Origin of the sequence: Nocardia mangyaensis, assembly GCF_001886715.1 — a bacterium.
Lineage (GTDB): Bacteria > Actinomycetota > Actinomycetes > Mycobacteriales > Mycobacteriaceae > Nocardia > Nocardia mangyaensis.
On the sequence record NZ_CP018082.1, the window covers coordinates 2,485,374 to 2,503,654 of the forward strand.

Genomic DNA, 18,281 nt, shown 5'->3' on the forward strand with positions numbered 1-18,281 from the left:
ATGTCGGCGCCCGCGGCCGAAGCCTTCGACGCGGCCGGGCCGCTGCCCACCGGCACCACGGTACTCGAGGCGAGCGCGGGCACCGGCAAGACGCACGCCATCGTCGGGCTGGCCGTGCGCTATGTCGCCGAGGCGGGGATCGGGATCGCCGAGTTGCTGCTGGTGACCTTCAGCCGCGCCGCGACCCAGGAACTGCGCGAACGCACCAGGGAGCGCTTCGTCACGGTGGCCGCCGCCCTGGCCGAACCGGACACCGCGCGGTCCCATCACGACGACCTGGTCCGCGCCCTCGCCGACACCGACGCCGCGACCGTGCGGCTGCGCAGGCACCGATTGCTCACCGCCCTGGCCGATTTCGACGCGGGCACCATCGCCACCACGCACTCGTTCTGTCAGCGGATGCTCGACGAACTCGGCCTGGCCGGGGAACACGATCCGGGCGCGCGACTGGTCGAATCGGTCGACGAACTCGTCGTCACCGTGGCCGACGACCTGTACCTGGCCCGCTACGCCCGCGACCGCGCCCCCTTCACCCTGCGCGACGCGCGCACCCTCGCCCTGGCCGCCGTGCACGACCGCCACGCCGAACTCGCGCCGCGCACCGACGGCGCGGCGGGCGAGCGGGTCGCTTTCGCCACCGCGGTCCGCGCGGAGACCGAACGCCGCAAACGGCAAGCCGGCCTGCGCGATTTCGACGACCTGCTGGTCCTGCTGCACGACGTGCTCGCCGATCCCGACCACGGACCACGCGCCCGCGCCCGGATCCGGCAGCGGTATCGGGTCGCGCTCGTCGACGAGTTCCAGGACACCGATCCGCTGCAGTGGGACATCCTGCGCCGTGCCTTCCACGAACACGCCACCCTCGTGCTGGTCGGCGATCCGAAACAGGCCATCTACGCCTTCCGTGGCGCCGAGGTGCTCAGCTATCTGGACGCCGTCGCGCACGCGCAGCGGCGCAGCGAACTCACCCGCAACTGGCGCAGTGACGCGGGTCTGTTGCGCGCGGTCGACCACCTGTGCGGCGGTGCGGAACTCGGCCATCCCGAGATCAGCGTTTACCCGGTGGCGCCGACGCGTCCGGCGACCCGCCTGGACGGCGATCCGGCGGTGATCACCCCGCTGCGGCTACGGGTGCTGCCACGCACGGGCGCCGGGCCGCGCAACCGGTCGGGGTTCCCCTCGGTCGGCAGGCAGCGGGCCAAGGTCGCCGACGATCTGGCCGCCGACATCGTCACCCTGCTCGAATCCGGCGCCACCATCGAGGCCGGGCCCGAGCGTGGCACCGATCACGCGCTCACCGAGGTCGGCGACGGGCGGGTACGCAGACCGATCGGACCCGGTGACCTCGCGGTCCTGGTGCGCACCCGCACCCAGATCGATGTGGTGCGGGCCGCGCTGGACCGGGTCGGCGTCGCCTCCGTCCTGGCCGGTGGCACCAGTGTGTTCGCGACCCCCGCCGCCACCGACTGGCTGTGGGTGCTGCGGGCGCTGGAACAACCGCACCGTGGCGATCGGGTGCGGCTGGCCGCGTGCACGCCGATCCTCGGCGTCACCGTGGCCGAGATCGACACCGGCGGTGCCGATCTCGTCGGCCGGGTGTCCACCCAGCTGCGCGAGGCGGCCCGGGTGTTCGGTCGGGCCGGGTTCGCCGCGGTCTTCGACAAGCTCGCCACCGAGACCGATCTGGCGCCGCGCCTGTTGGCCGTCGACAACGGCGAACGCGAACTCACCGACCTGCGCCATCTGGCCCAACTGCTCGACGAGGTCGCCCTCGCCGAAGGGTTCGGCCTGACCGCGCTCACCCGCTGGCTCGCCGACCGGGTGCGCGACCCGGAGGCGGGCAGCGTGAGCGGACGCAGCCGTCGGCTCGACCGCGACGCCGCGGCCGTGCAGATCGCCACCGTGCACGCCAGCAAGGGACTCGAATTCCCCATCGTCTACCTGCCGTTCGCGTGGGACAGCGCCAAGAACCCGTATCCGGCGACGCTGCTGTTCCACGACGACGACGGCACCCGCGTCCTCGATCTCGGCGGCAAGGAGGCGCCCGGCTACGGTGAGCGCCAATTGCGCTGTGAGGCAGAAGAATCGGGGGAGGAGCTGCGGCTGCTGTACGTGGCGCTGACCCGCGCCATGTGTCAGGTCGTCGCCTGGTGGGCGCCGGCGATCACCACCGCCGCCGCGCCCCTGCACCGGATGATCCTGGGCCGACGGCCGGGCTCGGCACAGGTCCCGCGCCGCGCGGAGATCCCCGCCGATGCCGCCGCGGCGCAACGGCTCACCGAGTGGGCCCAACCCGCGGCCGAGGTCATCTCGGTGACCGCGGTGGACCGGCCGGAGAACGTGGCGCCCCGGCGCGTGCGCACCGAACTCCCGACCGGTGAGCTGGCCGCCGCGGGGTTCACCCGCACCCTCGACCAGCACTGGCGGCGCACCTCGTACTCGGCGCTCACCGCGGGCGCGCACGACACCGCCGGGGTGAGCGACGGCGAACCCGAGGACGGACCCGGCCCCGACGACGAACCCACCGAGGCGCCACTGGACGCACCGACCGGCGGCACGGCGGCCTCCTCGCTGATGAACGACCTGCCCTACGGCGCCGAATTCGGCACGCTCGTGCACGGTGTCCTCGAGACCGTCGACACCTCTGTACCCGATCTCGCCGCCGAGGTACACGCCCGCTGTGTCGAGGCCGTCGAACACACCATGGCCGAACTCGACGTGGACCTGCTGGCCACCGCGCTGCTCGAAGTGCTGCGCACCCCGACCGATTTCGGCTCGCTGGCCGACGTCGCGACCAGGAACCGGCTCAACGAACTGGACTTCGAACTGCCGCTGGGCGGCGGGGAGAACCCCGCTCCGCGCGCGGCGGGGATGCACGCGGTGGCGGCCCTGCTGCGCACCCATCTGCCCGCCGACGACGACCTGGCCGGCTACGCCGAGCACCTGGCCGCCCTGCCCGACACCGTCCTGCGCGGCTATCTCACCGGCAGTATCGACGCCGTCCTGCGGGTGCCCGACGCGGTGGGAGAGCACCGCTATCTCATCGTCGACTACAAGACCAACCGCCTCGGCACCGGCGACCTCACCGTCGAGCACTACCGCCGCGAGCACATGGTCGCGGAGATGATCCGCTCGCATTATCCCCTGCAGGCCCTGCTGTATGCCGTTGCGCTGCACCGGTATCTGCGCTGGCGGCTGCCCGGCTACGATCCGGCCCGGCATCTCGGCGGCGCACGGTATCTGTTCGTGCGCGGCATGATCGGCGCGGCGACCCCGCGCGGGCACGGTGTGTTCGATTGGTATCCGCCCGCCGAACTCGTTGTCGCGCTGTCGAACCTGCTGGCGGGAGACACGCGATGACTTCGATCCAGGTGGCGCAGCGCGGGACCGGGCTGCTGCGGGTGTTCAACGAGGCGGGGGTCCTCTCGGCCGCCGATGTGCATGTCGCGGTCCGGTTGGGACGGATGGGGCGCGAGGACAGTGAAGCCGTGCTGTTCGCGGCGGCGCTGGCGGTGCGCGCGGTGCGCTCCGGTTCGGTCTGTCTGGAACTGGCGCGGATGCGCGAGATCGGTATCGACGCCGACGAAACTCGCGACGCCGCCACGGGAATCGACCCGGCGAGCCTCCCGTGGCCCGACACCGACCAGGTGCTGACCGCACTGCGACGCAGCCCGCTGATCTGCGGCGGACCGGCCGGACCGCTGCGGCCGTTGCGGATCGTCGAAGCCGACGCCGAGGGTGGGGCGCTGCTCTATCTGGACCGGTACTACCGACAGGAACAGACGCTGCGGCGGGTCCTCACCGAACGCAGCCTCGACCATCCGGTGATCGACACCGCGCTCGTGCGGGCGGAACTGGATCGGCTCTTCGCCGAGCCGCTGGGCGCGGGCCCCGACCGCCAGCGCCTGGCCGCCGCGCTCGCCGCGACCCACTGGACGACCGTGGTCGCGGGCGGTCCCGGTACCGGCAAGACGCACACCATCGCGCGCATCCTCGCCCTGCTCACCGCCCATCGCGCCGCCACCCCGAAACTGCCCGCGTTGCGCATCGCGCTCGCCGCCCCCACCGGTAAGGCCGCCGCGCGCCTCCAGGAGGCTGTGCGCGAACAGGCCACCGAACTCGGTCTACCCGAACTCACCGCCTCGACCCTGCACCGCCTGCTGGGCTGGCAACGCGGACGCACCACGCGATTCCGCCACCACGAACACAACCGGCTGCCCTATGACGTGGTGGTGGTCGACGAGACGTCGATGGTGTCGCTCACGATGATGAGCCACCTGTTCTCGGCCCTGCGGCCCGACACCCGCCTGGTCCTCGTCGGCGATCCGGACCAGCTCGCCTCGGTCGACGCCGGCGCGGTCCTCGCCGACCTGGTCGCCGGGCCGATCAGCGCCGCACCGAACCCCGCCCTGGGCGAAGTGGCGAGCGTTCCGGGTCACGTGGGCGCCGAAAGCATCTCGGGGCCGGGTCGTTCCGGCGTGGATGGTGAGCCGGGAGCGGACGGTGCGGTGGTGGGCGCCTCGCTCAGTGGGCTGGAACAGCGGCGGCTGCGGGGCGGGATCGTGCGGCTCACCCGCGGACGGCGCTTCGGTGGGCGGATCGCGGATCTCGCGGTGGCGGTGCGGGCGGGCGACGCCGACGCGGCGCTGGCGATCCTGCGGGCCGGGGGTGCGGACGTATCGCTGTGCGCACCCGACGACACCGCCGCGGTGCGCGCCGACGTGATCACCGCGTCGCTGGCTGTCACCGCCGCCGCCGACGCGGGTGACGCGATCGGCGCGCTCACCGCCCTGGAATCGCATCGACTGCTCTGTGCTCACCGGCAGGGCCCCTTCGGGGTGGAACGCTGGGACCGAATGGCGGCCGACTGGGCGGCCGCGGGTGGCGCGGGACCGGAAGGGCCGCAAGCGGTCTGGTATCCCGGCCAGCCGTTGCTGGTCACCGCCAACGATCACGAGGCCCGGATCTACAACGGCGACACCGGCGTCATCATCCGTCGCCCCGACGGTTCCCTGCGCGCGGCCCTGCAACGCGGCAGCGAACCCTATCTGGTGCACCCCACCCAGTTCCCCGCCGTGGTCACGGTCTTCGCGATGACCATCCATCGCAGCCAGGGCAGCCAGTACGACACCGTCTCCGTCGTCCTGCCCGAACCCGAATCCACCTTGCTCACCAGGGAACTGCTCTACACCGCCATCACCCGCGCCCGCACCCACGTCCGCGTCATCGGCACCGAGGACGCCATCCGCGCCGCCATCGGCCGCCGCGTCCTGCGCGCCAGCGGGCTGTCGCGCACCGCGTCGTCGGCGTCGGGTACCTCGCCGCGTCCGTAGCGGGCCGGCGATGACACGATGTCGACAGGCGATGGCGGGCGGGTGCGCATCCGAGGCCACCTGGTTCGCCGTGGGCGGTCTCACCGGGCGGAGCTGCGCGACAGGTTCCACGACCACCAGGGGTCAGCGTCGAGGTCGGTGCGGATGGGGGTCTCGATGTCGGCGCGCATCGGGGTGGGGAGGCGGTTCAGGGCCGGGAGGATGTCGGGGGAGAGGGTGCGCAGGTAGGCGGTGTCGAGGCGTTCGCCCTTCGCCCAGCGGTCGATGTTGCGTTCGGCGACAAGGTGTTCCGGGTTGAGCAGAGCCAGGGCGATGAGGGTGGTGAGGGCCGTGCCGACGGCCGCGCGTGGCACCCAGTTCCAGTGCAGGCGCGCGATGGCGACCAGCGTGAGGACGTACACCAGGCCGACCCACAATTCGCACATCGTCACCAGCAGGCGCAGCACCGTGAATCCGTAGGCCTGCTGGTAGGTCCACATGCGGGCCAGCGCCGAGCACACGATGACCAGGGCCAGCACGCTCACCGCGCTGAGCAGGATGCGCAGCCAGCGGCGGTCGGCCGCGGTGTCGCGCGCGGACCAGTGCAGGACAGCGAGGATCACGGCCAAGGTCAGGATGCTCACCGCCGACAACTGCCAGAACCCGCTGCGCGCGTACTCGGCATAGGTCAGGCCCGCGGTCCGCTGGACATAGTCGTCGCCACCGAACAGGGCGACGAACTGCGCGCCGAGGAACACCGCGAACAACACCGTCAGCGCGCCGACCGGCAACACCCACTCACTGCGCGCCCACAACCGCACGGGGCGCGACGCTTCCGCCGCGCGGGCGGGCGGCCCCGCGAGCAGATACAGCGCGCCAAGGGCGCCCGCCCCGAGCACGGCGAACAGCAGGATCCACTGCCAGGCCGTCGCGGCGTCCACCGTTGGTGCCAATCCGTTCAACAAGCCGGCGAAGGTCGCGTCCGCCCCACCGAGCAGCGGCACGAACACCACCAGCAATGCCGCTGTCACCGCCACCGAAACCCCGAAGCGCCGCACCTTCGACACCTGCGCCGACTGCACCTCGCGCAACCCGGAGAACGCCCACGGCACCGCCCCGAACGAGGCCAACGGCACGGCGACCATGTCGTGGGCGAGCCCGCGCCCCGTTCGCCGCCCCAAGACCGCGAGCGACCCGGCCACACACGCGCCCAGCACACACAACACGAACAGCCACCCCGCTGCCCGGAACGTCCCGACCCCGAGTAGTACGAGCGCCGCAGCCGCCCACCAGAACCGATCCCGAGCCGTGGGCGGCTGAGCGGCAATTGTTTCCGACGCGGTGCCCCCGAGCGCCACCGTGGCAACACTCTCGTCTGCTGTCCCCTTCGCCACGGGCACCGGTGCAGCACCGACTGCCGCTGAGGTGGTCGCCGGGGTGGCACCGACGGACGTTGGTGAACTATCGGTGGAGGTGGGCTTCGCGATAGCCGGGTGGTGTTCCGCCGTCTTTGATTCCGTCGTGGTATCGACGGGCGTACGGGATCGGGCGCGATGGTCGACGGCATAGAGGGCGCCGACGATCGCGGTTCCGGTCAGGAGCCAGCCGAGGCCGGGGCGATCGAGCGGGAGCACGGTCGCGCCGATGGCCCCGACCGCTGCAGCGGCGGGAAGAACGCTCGGCGGCCGAGCGACGCGTTTCCAGCGACTGGGGGCCGGTGGGATGGGTGGGCCTGCCGACGACGGAGGCGTTGCCACGGATGGGATGTCGGGCGATGACATGGTGGTCGCGGAGGGGACGGCACCAGTGGTCACGGCTCCGGTGGTGTCGGCGCCAGGGGTGTCGTCGGTATGAGGAGAGGTGTGTTCGGACATGGGTGTTCCCTTCGACGGGTGTGCGGGATCGCCCCGGAACCGAAGGGCAGCCGGGGAAGATGATCAGGGAGCTGGGTCGGTCAGTCCGTGGGCAGGACGACCCGAATGCGGGAGCCGGGTTCGGCGACGGCGATGGTGCCGCCGTGCAGGTCGATGACCCAGCGGGCGATGGCCAGGCCGAGGCCGGTGCCGCCGCCGCCGGTGCGGCCACCGCGGGTGAAACGGTCGAAGACGGTGGCACGGTCGGCGTCCGGGATCCCGGGTCCGTCATCGGAGATGTCGAGGACGGTGGCGCCGCCCTCGGTGGTCGTCGCCACGACGCGGACCTCGCCCCCGGCCGGTCCGTGCCTGGCCGCATTGTCGAGCAGGTTGAACAGCACCTGGTGCAGGCGGGCCCGATCGGCCAGCACGTGCGCCCCGGCGGGCTCGACGATCGTGGTGAAGCGGACGCCGCGACCGAGCGCGGCCGTCATCACCTCGGCTTCGGCGATCGCCGAAGCCAGCAGCGGTGCGAGCGGCAGGCTCTCACGGTCGAGTGTCGAGGCGCCCGCTTCGATACTGGACAGATCCAGCAGCTCGGATACGAGCAGCCCGAGCCGTTCGGTCTGCGCCAGTGCGGTGCGCAGTGTCGCGGGATCAGGTTCGCTGACCCCGTCGACCATGTTCTCCAGCACCGCGTGCAGGGCGGTGACCGGCGTGCGCAATTCGTGCGAGACGTTGGCGATGAGGTCACGCCGCTGCTGATCGGCGGCGGCCAGGTCGGCCGCCATCTGGTTGAACGCGAGCGCCAACTGTCCCACCTCGTCGCGGGAGGAGGCGCGTACCCGAAAGCTGTAGTCGCCGTGCGCCATCCGCCGCGCGGCCGCGGTCATCTCGCGCAGTGGCCGGGTGATGCCGTGCGCGAGGAACTGCGAGGTGACCAGCGCGATGATCATCGCGGTCAGCGTGGTGAAGGTGGGCAGCCAACCGATGCGGAACCAGAAGTAGGCGAACGCGACCGCACCGGAGCTCACCATCAGCACGGCCAGCTTCAACTTGATCGACCGCAGCGGATCCAGCGGCCGGGGCAGCCGGTCGGCGACGCGATCGAGCCGCGAAGCCGGGGACTCGGTGGTACTCATCGCGCGTCCAGGGCGTAACCGACACCGTGCACGGTACGGATGAGGTCGGCACCGAGTTTGCGGCGTAACGCTTTCACGTGGGAGTCGACCGCGCGGGTACCGGCGGCATCGGACCAGTCCCAGATGTCGGCGAGCAGCCGCTCTCTGGCCAGCACGGCCCGCGGCCGTTGCGCGAGCCGGGCCAGCAGGTCGAATTCCAAGGGCGTGAGCCGCGCTTCGGTCTCACCTCGCCAGACTCGCCGCTGATCGAGGTCGATGCGCAGATCGCCGACGACAATGCTGACCTCGCCCCGATCGGCGGCCCGATCAACCCGTCGCAGCAGCGCGTGCACCCGCGCGGTGAGCAGTCGCATCGAGAACGGTTTGGTCAGATAGTCGTCGGCGCCGACACCGAGCCCGATGAGCTGATCGGTCTCCTCGGTGCGTGCGGTGAGCATGAGCACCGGCACGGGCCGCTCGGCCTGGATGCGCCGACACACCTCGATCCCGTCGAAGCCGGGCAGCATCACATCGAGCACCACCAGATCGGGTTCCCCCGCCGTGGCCGCCGCCACCGCGCCGGGCCCGTCGTGTGCCACCTCGACCGCGAACCCCTCGGCGCGCAGCCGCGCCGCCACCGATTCGGCGATCGTCACCTCGTCGTCCACGACCAGGACGCGGCGCCCGGCCTGTCCTGTCGCGCCCCCACTGAGTTCCATGCTCCGACCCTAGCCAGCGGGTGTGGAGAGTTCCGTCGCCACATGTGGAGATTCTGTGTGGACCGAGACCTACGGGTCGGGGAACAAGCCAGGCAGTTCCATGGCGTAGGCCAGGTCGTCGCGGGTGCCGAGGGTGACCAGCAGGACCCGGATCATGGTGATCCTGGCTTCGGTGGCCAGTGCCGGGTCGGGATCGCTGCCGGGTTCGGTGCCCGCGCTCAGGCGGTAGACGACGTACTCGCACACGTGCAGCGCGGCGTCCAGGTCCAGCGCGGCGGGCACGGGACGGCCGAGTTCGCCGAAGGTCTTGCGGACCAGATCGCGAATGTCGTCGAGCGCGCGTTCCCGATAGGCCGAGACCGGTGAGCCGGGATCGTGCAGCTCGGCGAACAGCGGCCGCAGCATCGGGCCGTGCCCGCGCGCCCAGTCCACGTAGGCATCGATCAGCCGGATACCCAGCTGGACGGGCTCGTCGGTACCGGCCAGCGCCGCCCTGATCCCACCGACCAGACCGTCGTTGGACGCGTCGAGCACCGCGCGCAGCGGCTCGGAGGCATTGCCGAAATAGCGGTAGAAAGTGGGCCTGGCCAGCCCGGCCTGCTCGATGATCTGCGCGACGCTCAATCCCCGCGAGCCCTCACGCGCGAACACCGCGGCCGTCGCGTCGACGATCCTGGCGCGGACCTCCTCGGCCTGCTCCTCGGTCTGCGGCGGGCGGCCACGGCGTACCGCGGCGGAATCACCGGACATCGCACCTCCTCACAACCGTCGGACACCCGTGGAAAGCTTGACACGGGACCGGGCTCAACCATTAATCTAACACTGGTGTTCAGCAAATAGCCGAACCCGCGCGACTGCTCCGCGTGACCCATCTGCCAGAGGAGAAGGGCCGACAATGACGACAGCCCCCGAGCTGACCGCCGAACCCACCGCGCTGCCGACCGCGCTGGTTCAGCCCCTGTTGGATCGCGCCGTCGCCGGTGGCGCGCCGTCGGTCCCGGTCTTCGCCCCGGCCACCGGCCACAAGATCGGCGATCTGCCGCAGTCCTCCGTCGACGACATCGAGCGCGCCTTCGCCGTCGCCCGCCACGCGCAACGCGACTGGGCCAAGGTGCCGGTCAAGCAGCGCGTGGAGATCGTGCGCCGCTTCCACGACATCGTGCTCGCCGAGCAGGACACCATCCTCGACATCGTGCAGACCGAGACCGGCAAGTCCCGCCCGCACGCCTTCGACGAGGTCGGCGACGTCGCGCTCAACTCGCGCTACTACGCCGCCGTCGCGCCCAAGCTGCTCGCCGACCGCAAGCCGCGCGGGGTGCTGCCGGTGCTCACCTCCGTCGACGTGCGCCACCGGCCCAAGGGTGTCGTAGCGGTCATCTCGCCGTGGAACTACCCCCTCGCGCTGTCGGCCTCCGACGCGCTGCCCGCGCTGATCGCCGGCAATGCCGTCGTCGCGCGTCCTGACAACCAGACCGCGCTCTCGGCCCTGTGGGCCATCGACGCCGCCGAACGCGCCGGCCTTCCCCGTGGCCTGTGGCAGGCGGTGCTCGGCCGCGGTCGGGAGATCGGCGGCGACGTGATCGCGCGCGCCGACTACGTCGACTACACCGGCTCCAGCGCCACCGGCCGCACCATCGCCCAGCAGGCCGGTGAGCGGCTGATCGGCTACTCCCTCGAACTCGGCGGCAAGAACCCGCTGCTGGTCCTGGCCGACGCCGATGTCTCCAAGGCCGCCAAGCTGGCCGTGCGGGCCTGCTTCTCCTCGGCCGGTCAGCTGTGCGAGTCGATGGAACGCATCTACGTCGACGCCTCGGTCTACGACCAGTTCGTCGCCGAATTCGTCGGCAATGTCAAGAACATGTCGCTGGGCGGCGAACTGGACTACAGCCGCGACATGGGTTCGCTGACCTTCCAGCGTCAGCTCGACACCGTCACCGCCCACGTCGACGACGCCGTGGCCAAGGGCGCCAAGGTGCTCGCCGGTGGCCGTGCCCGCCCTGACCTCGGCCCCTACTTCTACGAGCCCACCGTGCTCGCCGAGGTGAAGCCCGGCATGACGGTCTATCGCGAGGAGACGTTCGGCCCGGTCGTCTCGGTGTACAAGGTCGATTCCGACGAGGCCGCCATCGAGGCCGCCAACGACACCGCCTACGGCCTCAACGCCAGCGTGTGGAGCCGCGACGCCGAACGGGGCAAGACCGTCGCCGCGCGCATCAACGCCGGATCGGTGAACGTCAACGAGGGCTTCATCGCCGCGTGGGGCAGCATCGACGCGCCCTCGGGCGGGCTCGGCATCTCCGGTCAGGGCCGTCGCCACGGTCCCGAGGGCCTGCTCAAGTACATCGACACCCAGACCATCGCGGTTCAGCGGGTGCTGCCGATCGCGCCGCTGCCCGGCATGTCCGAGCAGATGTGGGCCAAGACGATGACGCTGGTCTTCGGCGTCATGAAGACGCTGCGCCAGAAGTAGCGACGAGCGGGAATCAGGGGAATCGATTACATGAAACTGGAGACGGTCGCGGGCAAGCGGGTGCTGGTCACCGGCGCCGCCATGGGCCTGGGCAAGCTGTTCGCGGAGAAGGCGGTCGCCGAGGGCGCCGACGCGGTGGTGCTGTGGGATGTCAACGAGATCGCCCTGCGTGACACCGCGGCACAGCTGACCGCCGCGGGCGGCAAGGTGCACCACTACGTCGTCGACGTGTCCTCGCAGGAGTCGATCCGCGAGGCCGCCGAGGAGGTGCGCAAGGAGGTCGGCGGCATCGACATCCTGGTCAACAACGCGGGCATCGTGCGCGGCAACACCTACTTCTGGGAAACCGAGAACCGCGCCGACATCGACAAGACCATGGCGATCAACTCGCTGGCCCCGATGTACATCGCCCTCGAGTTCCTGCCCGGGATGGTCGCCGGCGCCGGTCAGGCGCGCGTGCTCAACATCGCGTCCTCGGCCGGTCTGGTCGCCAATCCGCGCATGGCCGTCTACGCGGCCTCGAAGTGGGCGGCGCTGGGCTGGTCGGATTCGGTGCGCCTCGAGCTCGAGCAGGCCGGCCACGCCCACGTGAAGTTCACGACGGTCTGTCCGACCTACATCAACACCGGCATGTTCGACGGTGCCAAGGGCATCCTGTTCACCCCGATGCTCGAGCAGCACGATGTCGTCGACACCTCCTGGTCGGAGATGAAGAAGGGCGGCGCGCTGGTGGTGCTGCCGTGGACCTCGCGGATGAACCGCGCGCTCACCGGCCTGCTGCCGATCAAGGTGCGCGACCTCTACCTCAACGCGGTCGGCGTGTACCACTCGATGGACCACTTCACCGGACGCAAGTAGGCCCGCGGTACACGATGCCCCTGTCCGACCGGCTGCTGACGCGGTGGTCCGGCTGGGGTATCGCCGTGCTCGGACGATCCCCTGGTCGCTGGGAACCGCTGCCGCAGTGGATATTCGGCGAATCTCGGCCTCCGCGCCGTGCGGCGCGCGTCTGTGTGGGCGAATGCTGGCCGGCGCGGATGGACCGAGGGCTTACAGCGCCCTGGTTCCGAGGACGACGGTGGCGTGGTGCTCCTCGGAGTGTTCCACTCGCGGAGTGAGCCCGGATTCGACGAGCACCGCGCACGCGGTGTCGACCTGGCCGGTGCCGGTTTCCACCAGGACCGTGCCACCCGGGGCGAGCCATTCGGCCGCCCCCTCGGCCACCTGGCGAAACACGTCGAGACCGTCCGCACCACCGTCGAGGGCGACGAGTGGTTCGTGGTCGCGTGCTTCGGGCGGTAGATCCGCGACTCGGGCACTCGGCACATAGGGGGTGTTCGCGAGCAGCACATCGATCCGTCCGCGCAGATCGAGGGGAAGCGCGTCGAACAGATCGCCGCGGAAGACCGGTGCGTTCAGCGCGGCGAGATTCTCCCGCGCGCACTCGACGGCGATCGGGTCGACATCGGCGGCGACCAGTTCGACATCGCAGCCGCGGGCGCGTAGTTCGGTGGCCGCGGTGAGACCGAGTGCGCCACAGCCGCAACACAGGTCGACCACACACGCTCCCGGGGTACCGTCCGGGACACACGCCAGCCCCTGCTCGACCAGGAACGCGGTGCGCTGACGCGGCACGAACACCCCGGGCCGCACGCCGACCCGCATCCCACGGAACTCCACCCAGCCGAGCAGGTACTCCAGCGGCGTTCCCGCCACCCGCCGGGCGACCAGGTCGTCGAGTCGCAGGCGATCATCGGCCGCCGCGTCGAGCAGCAACGCGGCCTCGTCCTCGGCGAACACGCAGCCCGCACCACGCAGCGCGACGGTCACCTCGGTCAGCGTTCCCATGGAGCGATTGTCCCGTGCCGGGCAAGCGAATTACGCGCGTCTTCGGATCAGCGAGAGGTGGCGAGCTGAAAGGTGCGGGTGGCGTCCAGGTAGATCCCGCGCTGGGCACTGCGCGGGGGCGGTGGCAACTGCGAGACCAGCTGTTCGAGCGAGGTCATCGCCCCGACGACATGCGTACCGGCGACGATGAAATCGGCGACCGCGCGGCGGATGTGATTGGGGGAGGTCACCACCACCGCGCTGGTCGCGCCCAGATCACGCAGCAGCCGCGTACTGAACAGCGCGTTCTGCACCGTCGACCCGGCCCGGTCCTCCACGTGGATCCGCTCGTTCGGCAGCCCGCGCCCCACCAGCCAGCGCCGCATGGCCTCGGCCTCGGAGACCCCGTTGCGCGGATTACCGCCGGTGACGACCACCGGTGAGAACGGTGCGGCGACCGCCTGCAGCCAGGCGGCGGTGAGCCGGTTCTCCAGCTCCGGCCGCAGCGCGCCGTCGGGCAGCAGACCGTAGCCGAGCACCACGATGCCGGTCTGCGGACCGACCAGCGCCGGGAGCGGATTGGGCAGCGTCGACGCGGCGGCGGTGACCGCGTGCAGCACATTCGCGGTCCCCGCGGCCTTGCCCGCGTCGACCGCGCCGAGCCGGTGCAGCGCGTCGCCGACCGCACCCGCGTCGCCCGCGTAGTGCGACCAGATGGCCTGCAGCGCGAGCGCGTCCGCGTCGTGCGGAGCGGCGGCGATGAGGGCGCGCAGGTCGGCGCGACCGGCATTGTCGTCGCCGTTGGTGAAATGCCGTTGCGCGGAGTTGTAGAGCGCGGTCACGTCCGGTTCGGCGGTGGCGGGGCCGACCGTCGCGGTCGTCAGGGCGGCGGCCGTGAACACAGCGCCGACCAGCTGTTTCCAATGCCTCGAGATCGTCACGACAGTCGACACCCTTCCCGCGAACGGTTCGGTACGTGCTGGCAGAGCTGATGGCAGAGCAGCCAACACCCTACGACCGCCCCTCACCGTCACCGTGGACCTCGACGGCCTTCCGCGCGTCGCGGCCCGGCGGCACGGGGCACGGGCACCGGCGGATAAGGTGACTCACCGTGGATACCGCTTCGCTGACCGGCAAGGAACTCGCCGCCGCCATCAACGCCGACACGAAGGAGCGCGCGGGTGCGCTCACCACCGCGGGCACCGCGCCGACGCTGGCGCTGATCGTCGCCAACGACGACCCGGCCAGCACCTGGTACGTGAACTCCCTGCGCAAGGCCGCCGAACGGCTCGGCATCGCGTGCGAGCGCATCGATCTCGGCGCCGACGCGAGCGCCGAGACCATTCGCGCCGAACTGACCGCGCGCAGCGCCGACCCGGCTGTCGACGCGATCATGTTGCAGACCCCGCTGCCCGCCGGTGTCGGTCTGGACGACGTGAGCTCGGCGATCGCCGCCGCGAAGGATGTCGACGGCGTCAGCCCGCATTCACTCGGCCTGCTCGCCGCCGGCCTCGACGGATTCGTGCCCGCCACCTCCGCAGCCGTGGTCGAGTTGCTGAAGCATCACGGCATCGCGCTGCAGGGCCGGCTGGTCACTGTCGTCGGCCGCTCCAATGTCGTCGGCAAGCCCCTGGCCCAGTTGCTGCTCGCCGAGAACGCCACGGTCACCGTCGCGCACTCGCGCACCGCCGATCTGGCCGCGGTCACCACACCCGCCGACATCGTCGTCGCCGCGGCGGGCCGGATCGGGCTGGTCACCGGCAAGCACATCGGGGAGGGAGCCGTGGTGGTCGACGTCGGCACCAACGAGGCCGTCGGCGGTGGCATCGTCGGCGATGTCGACGCCGCCTCGGTCACCGGCAAGGCGGCGGCACTGAGCCCCGTCCCCGGCGGCGTCGGCCCGGTCACCACCGCGCTGCTCATGCGCCATGTGGTCGTCGCGGCGGAAAAGTCGCGCGCCTGAACGAATTCCGGCCGACCTCGATCGGGTCTAGCGCACCGGTCCGATCGAGGTGATCAGCGTCTTGGTGCCCACCGTGGCGGTGTCGACCAGCTGCGGGTTGTAGACGATCGGCACCGCGTCCGGCCGGAACTCGGTGATCGTCACGAGGTACTGCCCGTCGGCGGGCCCCGGCGCGATCTCCAGGCAGTGCGTGGTGCCCACCGGAATGGTGTCGATGCCGGCCTGGATGGCGGCGCCCGAGGGCAGTGCGGCATTTCTCGCCACCAGGGTGCGGGCCTCGTCACCGGAGCGCGCGACGTAGTACGCGTGCTGGAACGCCAGGATCGCCGCGATACCGCTGTCGGTGCCGCCGGCACCGTTGCTCCGGAGGCTGTCGCCGATCTGCTCGGTCGGGCAGCTCGCCGCGATGACGGTCGCGCTCGGCGGCGCGGGCTCGAGCGGACTGCTCGCGGCCGCGGATTCCGGTGCGGGCCCACGGAATTGGAGGTAGGCGCCGCCGATCAGCACGGCGCCGGCTACCGAAGCGGCCAGCGGTGCGACCCATTTGGGGGCGCGGCGCCGCCGGGACCGGTCGATCATTCGTGTGTAGACCTCGTCGTCGCCCCCGTAATCGGGTGCGGGGCAGTCGGGTTCGTCGGCGGCCGGGACCGGCCAGGTGTCGCGGGCGCGCGGTGCGGGGCGGTCGGTTTCGTCGTCAACCGGGTCCGGCCAGGCGTCGTGGACGTCGGGCGGGGGGAAGTCGGGGGTGATGATCGGGAGCTTGTCGGTGTCGGGACCGTTGTCGGGTTCCTCGATCGCGAACGCGGTGTCGGTGGCCGCGGAATCGGCGAGCGGATGGCGCGCGACGGGATCGAACCGTCCGCCGACGACGGGCAACCGGTCGGTCGCGTAGGCGTCCTCGGTGACGAGATGGCCGAGCCGGTCGTTCGACGACAGGGAGATCACCGGGATCCCGGCCGGGGTGATCGGCCCGCCTTCGACGCGGTGCCGGGCACCGGCGCGGCGCGGCTGATTCTGCTCGCTCGGCTTGCGTGGCCGCGGGGCGCCGAGGTCGCGACCGGCTCGGCGGATCGGGATGGGCGCCGCGAACGGAGCATCGGCCGATCCAGGATCGTGCTCTCGAGCACCGATCGGTCTGTGCGCATCCGGTCGATCCATCGCCCCACCTTCATCAGGCTGTCGCCGTCAGGGTCTCGTGTCCCGCAACGATTTCGTTACGGGCACGATACTGCGCGGGCGGTGGGAACGCAGAATGCCACGAGGGAATTCGTCAACTCACCAATGGATGTAGACCTGATCGCCGATGCCGACGTTCTCGAAATACCAGGCGGCATTCTCGGGCGAGAGGTTGATGCAGCCGTGGCTCACATTGGCGTAGCCCTGCGAATCCACCGACCACGGCGCCGAGTGCACGAATACGCCGCCCCAGGTGAGGCGGACGGCCCATTCGCCGTCGATGATGTAGCCCTCGGGATCATCGAGCGGGATGCCGATGGTGCGCGAGTCGAACACCAGCGAGCGGAACTTCTCCAACACGGTGAAGGTGCCGGTCGGTGTCTCGAAACCGGGCTTGCCCATGGACGCGGGCATGTTCCGCACGACCTGCCCGCCGATGCTCACCGTGAAGGTGTGCGCCGACAGATTGGCTTCGGCGTAGACGCCGCCGTTGGTCTGGAACTGGGTGCGCTGATTGCCGAACTGCACCGAGATCGGTGAATTCGTGGGCAGCGTTCCGTTCGGGGTCCAGCGCAATTGGGTGTCGTCGACCCAGGAGAAGGTGCCGGACAGGGTGTCGGTGGCCCGGATCGCGGTGGCGCGTTCGGCGGCGGCCCGGTCGGTGACCGGGGACGCGAAGGTGAACGTGACCGGCGCGGCGATGCCGACGACCTGCCCGTTCGCCGGGAATATCGACGTGACCGTCGCGGTCGGGGTTCCTCCGATCGCAGCGGCGGACGCGGCTCCCGACCAGAACGCGGCCAGTATTGCCACCATGGTCGCGACGAACAGGAAACGAAGTGCGCTCCTCATAAACGCCACCCCTTCGGTCACTCGTAGGCGGACACCAAGTCTAAGCCGCCATGATCAACTAGACCTATCGAAGTGATAACGGCCGACCGTCCCGACGGTGTGTCGTCTTGTGTTCGCGCTGGTGAGGGGTGCGCGAATCGTTCCCAGTTCGATACCGGCCGTTTCGGCCTCGGTCGGCGCACGGCGCCAGGACGCCGCCTCGACATGGGCGAGCGCGGCAGTGGCGTCGAATTCGGTTCTGGCGGCAGTGATCTCGTCATGACGTGATCACCGTCGGCGACCGGCTCGGTGGCGCCGGGTGCCGTGGGCGAGTACGAGTCCGACTCAGCCGCGTACGGCGTGCAGTACGTCGGCGTGCAAGGCGTCGGCCCGCGCGGTGACCGTCTCGACGCGCAGCAGCGCCGCGGCGAAGGCGTCGCCCAGTTCGGCGGGCAGCGAGCCGAGATTGATCTCGATGTTGAGCTGGGAGCTCATCGCCGCGGCGCGGGCCGCGTCGGCGGCGGCGCCGATGTCGGTGACCACATTGGGGTTGCCGACCGGCAGCAGTTCGGCTGCCAGCGAGAGGATCTCGTCGGCCTCGTCGACCACCGCGGCGGGCACCCGGGCCGCCTCCACCAGTGCGGCGTTGATCGCCGCGGTGCGGGCGCCGCGTTCGGCGTCGGTGTCCTTGGGCAGCTTGTAGGCGACGCCGACGGCGGTGAACGCGGCCGCGTCGGCATCGGCCAGGGCCAGTGACCGGGCGCGCGCGGCGTCGGCGGCCTCGATGATCCGGTCGACGACCGGACGGTGTTCGGCATCCTTGGCGCGGGTGGTGTAGCGCGCCACCATCGCCACCAGCGCGGCGGCCTGCGCCGCGTGCAGCGCGGCCACGGCGCCACCACCGGGTGCGGGCACCTTGGCGGCCAGCTCCGACAGATAGTGCTCGATGGTCACCGCGGCGAAGGAGGGGGCGAGCTGCTGCGGCGAGACGGTGGGCTGCGACACGACG

The 18,281-nt window shown here is 70.9% G+C and carries 14 protein-coding genes; 5 read left to right on the forward strand and 9 right to left on the reverse strand.

Annotated features, from left to right (window positions below; genetic code table 11):
• Entirely contained in the window at positions 1-3,360 is a 3,360-nt protein-coding gene (locus BOX37_RS11265) for a UvrD-helicase domain-containing protein (protein ID WP_084759547.1), read from the forward strand.
• Positions 3,357-5,333 carry an exodeoxyribonuclease V subunit alpha gene (gene recD / locus BOX37_RS11270; RefSeq protein WP_071927601.1) on the forward strand — a complete coding sequence of 659 codons (1,977 nt, stop codon included), beginning with the start codon at positions 3,357-3,359 and terminating at the stop codon, positions 5,331-5,333. The genes BOX37_RS11265 and recD overlap by 4 nt, the downstream gene beginning before the upstream one ends.
• A gap of 80 nt (positions 5,334-5,413) precedes the next feature.
• Here the strand turns inward: recD and BOX37_RS11275 are convergent, their stop codons facing one another.
• The 4 genes from BOX37_RS11275 to BOX37_RS11290 form a co-directional block, all read right to left on the reverse strand.
• Positions 5,414-6,712: a DUF4153 domain-containing protein gene (locus tag BOX37_RS11275; RefSeq protein ID WP_240505303.1), complete on the reverse strand. Its 1,299-nt coding sequence runs from the start codon at positions 6,710-6,712 to the stop codon at positions 5,414-5,416.
• 554 nt (positions 6,713-7,266) lie between these two features.
• Positions 7,267-8,307, reverse strand: a complete 1,041-nt coding sequence (locus tag BOX37_RS11280; RefSeq protein WP_071927602.1) for a HAMP domain-containing sensor histidine kinase — start codon at positions 8,305-8,307, stop codon at positions 7,267-7,269.
• Positions 8,304-9,005, reverse strand: coding sequence for a response regulator transcription factor (locus BOX37_RS11285; RefSeq protein ID WP_071927603.1), 702 nt, complete (start codon positions 9,003-9,005; stop codon positions 8,304-8,306). Before BOX37_RS11285 ends, BOX37_RS11280 begins: the two co-directional genes overlap by 4 nt.
• A 69-nt stretch (positions 9,006-9,074) precedes the next feature.
• Positions 9,075-9,755 (reverse strand): TetR/AcrR family transcriptional regulator, encoded by a 681-nt coding sequence (locus BOX37_RS11290; RefSeq protein ID WP_071927604.1) that lies wholly within the window; start codon positions 9,753-9,755, stop codon positions 9,075-9,077.
• 145 nt (positions 9,756-9,900) lie between these two features.
• Here BOX37_RS11290 and BOX37_RS11295 point away from each other — a divergent pair, with 145 nt between their 5' ends.
• Positions 9,901-11,475, forward strand: a complete 1,575-nt coding sequence (locus BOX37_RS11295) for a succinic semialdehyde dehydrogenase (RefSeq protein WP_071927605.1) — start codon at positions 9,901-9,903, stop codon at positions 11,473-11,475.
• Between the two features lie 30 nt (positions 11,476-11,505).
• Complete coding sequence (locus BOX37_RS11300; protein WP_071927606.1) at positions 11,506-12,333, forward strand: SDR family NAD(P)-dependent oxidoreductase; 828 nt, start codon at positions 11,506-11,508, stop codon at positions 12,331-12,333.
• A 192-nt stretch (positions 12,334-12,525) separates the two neighbouring features.
• Here the strand turns inward: BOX37_RS11300 and BOX37_RS11305 are convergent, their stop codons facing one another.
• Both BOX37_RS11305 and BOX37_RS11310 read right to left on the reverse strand, forming a co-directional pair.
• Complete coding sequence (locus BOX37_RS11305; protein ID WP_071927607.1) at positions 12,526-13,323, reverse strand: putative protein N(5)-glutamine methyltransferase; 798 nt, start codon at positions 13,321-13,323, stop codon at positions 12,526-12,528.
• 47 nt (positions 13,324-13,370) lie between these two features.
• A complete protein-coding gene (locus tag BOX37_RS11310; RefSeq protein ID WP_084760780.1) occupies positions 13,371-14,243 on the reverse strand; it encodes a YdcF family protein in 873 nt (290 codons plus the stop codon).
• 170 nt (positions 14,244-14,413) lie between these two features.
• Between BOX37_RS11310 and BOX37_RS11315 the strand changes: the two genes are divergently transcribed.
• The gene (locus tag BOX37_RS11315) at positions 14,414-15,265 is read left to right on the forward strand and encodes a bifunctional 5,10-methylenetetrahydrofolate dehydrogenase/5,10-methenyltetrahydrofolate cyclohydrolase (protein ID WP_071927608.1); all 852 of its coding nucleotides are present in this window, start codon (positions 14,414-14,416) and stop codon (positions 15,263-15,265) included.
• Between the two features lie 27 nt (positions 15,266-15,292).
• On the opposite strand, the gene BOX37_RS11320 is transcribed toward BOX37_RS11315, so the two are convergent.
• The 3 genes from BOX37_RS11320 to BOX37_RS11330 all read right to left on the reverse strand — a co-directional run bounded on the left by BOX37_RS11320 (position 15,293) and on the right by BOX37_RS11330 (position 18,277).
• Positions 15,293-16,423, reverse strand: a complete 1,131-nt coding sequence (locus BOX37_RS11320) for a DUF8176 domain-containing protein (protein ID WP_071927609.1) — start codon at positions 16,421-16,423, stop codon at positions 15,293-15,295.
• A gap of 117 nt (positions 16,424-16,540) precedes the next feature.
• Positions 16,541-17,293, reverse strand: a complete 753-nt coding sequence (locus BOX37_RS11325) for a L,D-transpeptidase (protein WP_071927610.1) — start codon at positions 17,291-17,293, stop codon at positions 16,541-16,543.
• 324 nt (positions 17,294-17,617) lie between these two features.
• Positions 17,618-18,277, reverse strand: coding sequence for a cyclodeaminase/cyclohydrolase family protein (locus BOX37_RS11330; RefSeq protein WP_084759548.1), 660 nt, complete (start codon positions 18,275-18,277; stop codon positions 17,618-17,620).
• Positions 18,278-18,281 lie beyond the last annotated feature (4 nt).

Excerpts from the sequence above, each read along its gene's own strand:
- BOX37_RS11285 (WP_071927603.1), bottom strand. The coding sequence starts at position 9,005 with ATGGAACTCAGTGGGGGCGCGACAGGACAGGCCGGGCGCCGCGTCCTG.
- BOX37_RS11305 (WP_071927607.1), bottom strand. The coding sequence starts at position 13,323 with ATGGGAACGCTGACCGAGGTGACCGTCGCGCTGCGTGGTGCGGGCTGC.
- BOX37_RS11280 (WP_071927602.1), bottom strand. The coding sequence starts at position 8,307 with ATGAGTACCACCGAGTCCCCGGCTTCGCGGCTCGATCGCGTCGCCGAC.
- recD (WP_071927601.1), top strand. The coding sequence starts at position 3,357 with ATGACTTCGATCCAGGTGGCGCAGCGCGGGACCGGGCTGCTGCGGGTG.
- BOX37_RS11265 (WP_084759547.1), top strand. The coding sequence starts at position 1 with ATGTCGGCGCCCGCGGCCGAAGCCTTCGACGCGGCCGGGCCGCTGCCC.
- BOX37_RS11320 (WP_071927609.1), bottom strand. The coding sequence starts at position 16,423 with ATGGATCGACCGGATGCGCACAGACCGATCGGTGCTCGAGAGCACGAT.
- BOX37_RS11325 (WP_071927610.1), bottom strand. The coding sequence starts at position 17,293 with ATGAGGAGCGCACTTCGTTTCCTGTTCGTCGCGACCATGGTGGCAATA.
- BOX37_RS11300 (WP_071927606.1), top strand. The coding sequence starts at position 11,506 with ATGAAACTGGAGACGGTCGCGGGCAAGCGGGTGCTGGTCACCGGCGCC.
- BOX37_RS11290 (WP_071927604.1), bottom strand. The coding sequence starts at position 9,755 with ATGTCCGGTGATTCCGCCGCGGTACGCCGTGGCCGCCCGCCGCAGACC.
- BOX37_RS11295 (WP_071927605.1), top strand. The coding sequence starts at position 9,901 with ATGACGACAGCCCCCGAGCTGACCGCCGAACCCACCGCGCTGCCGACC.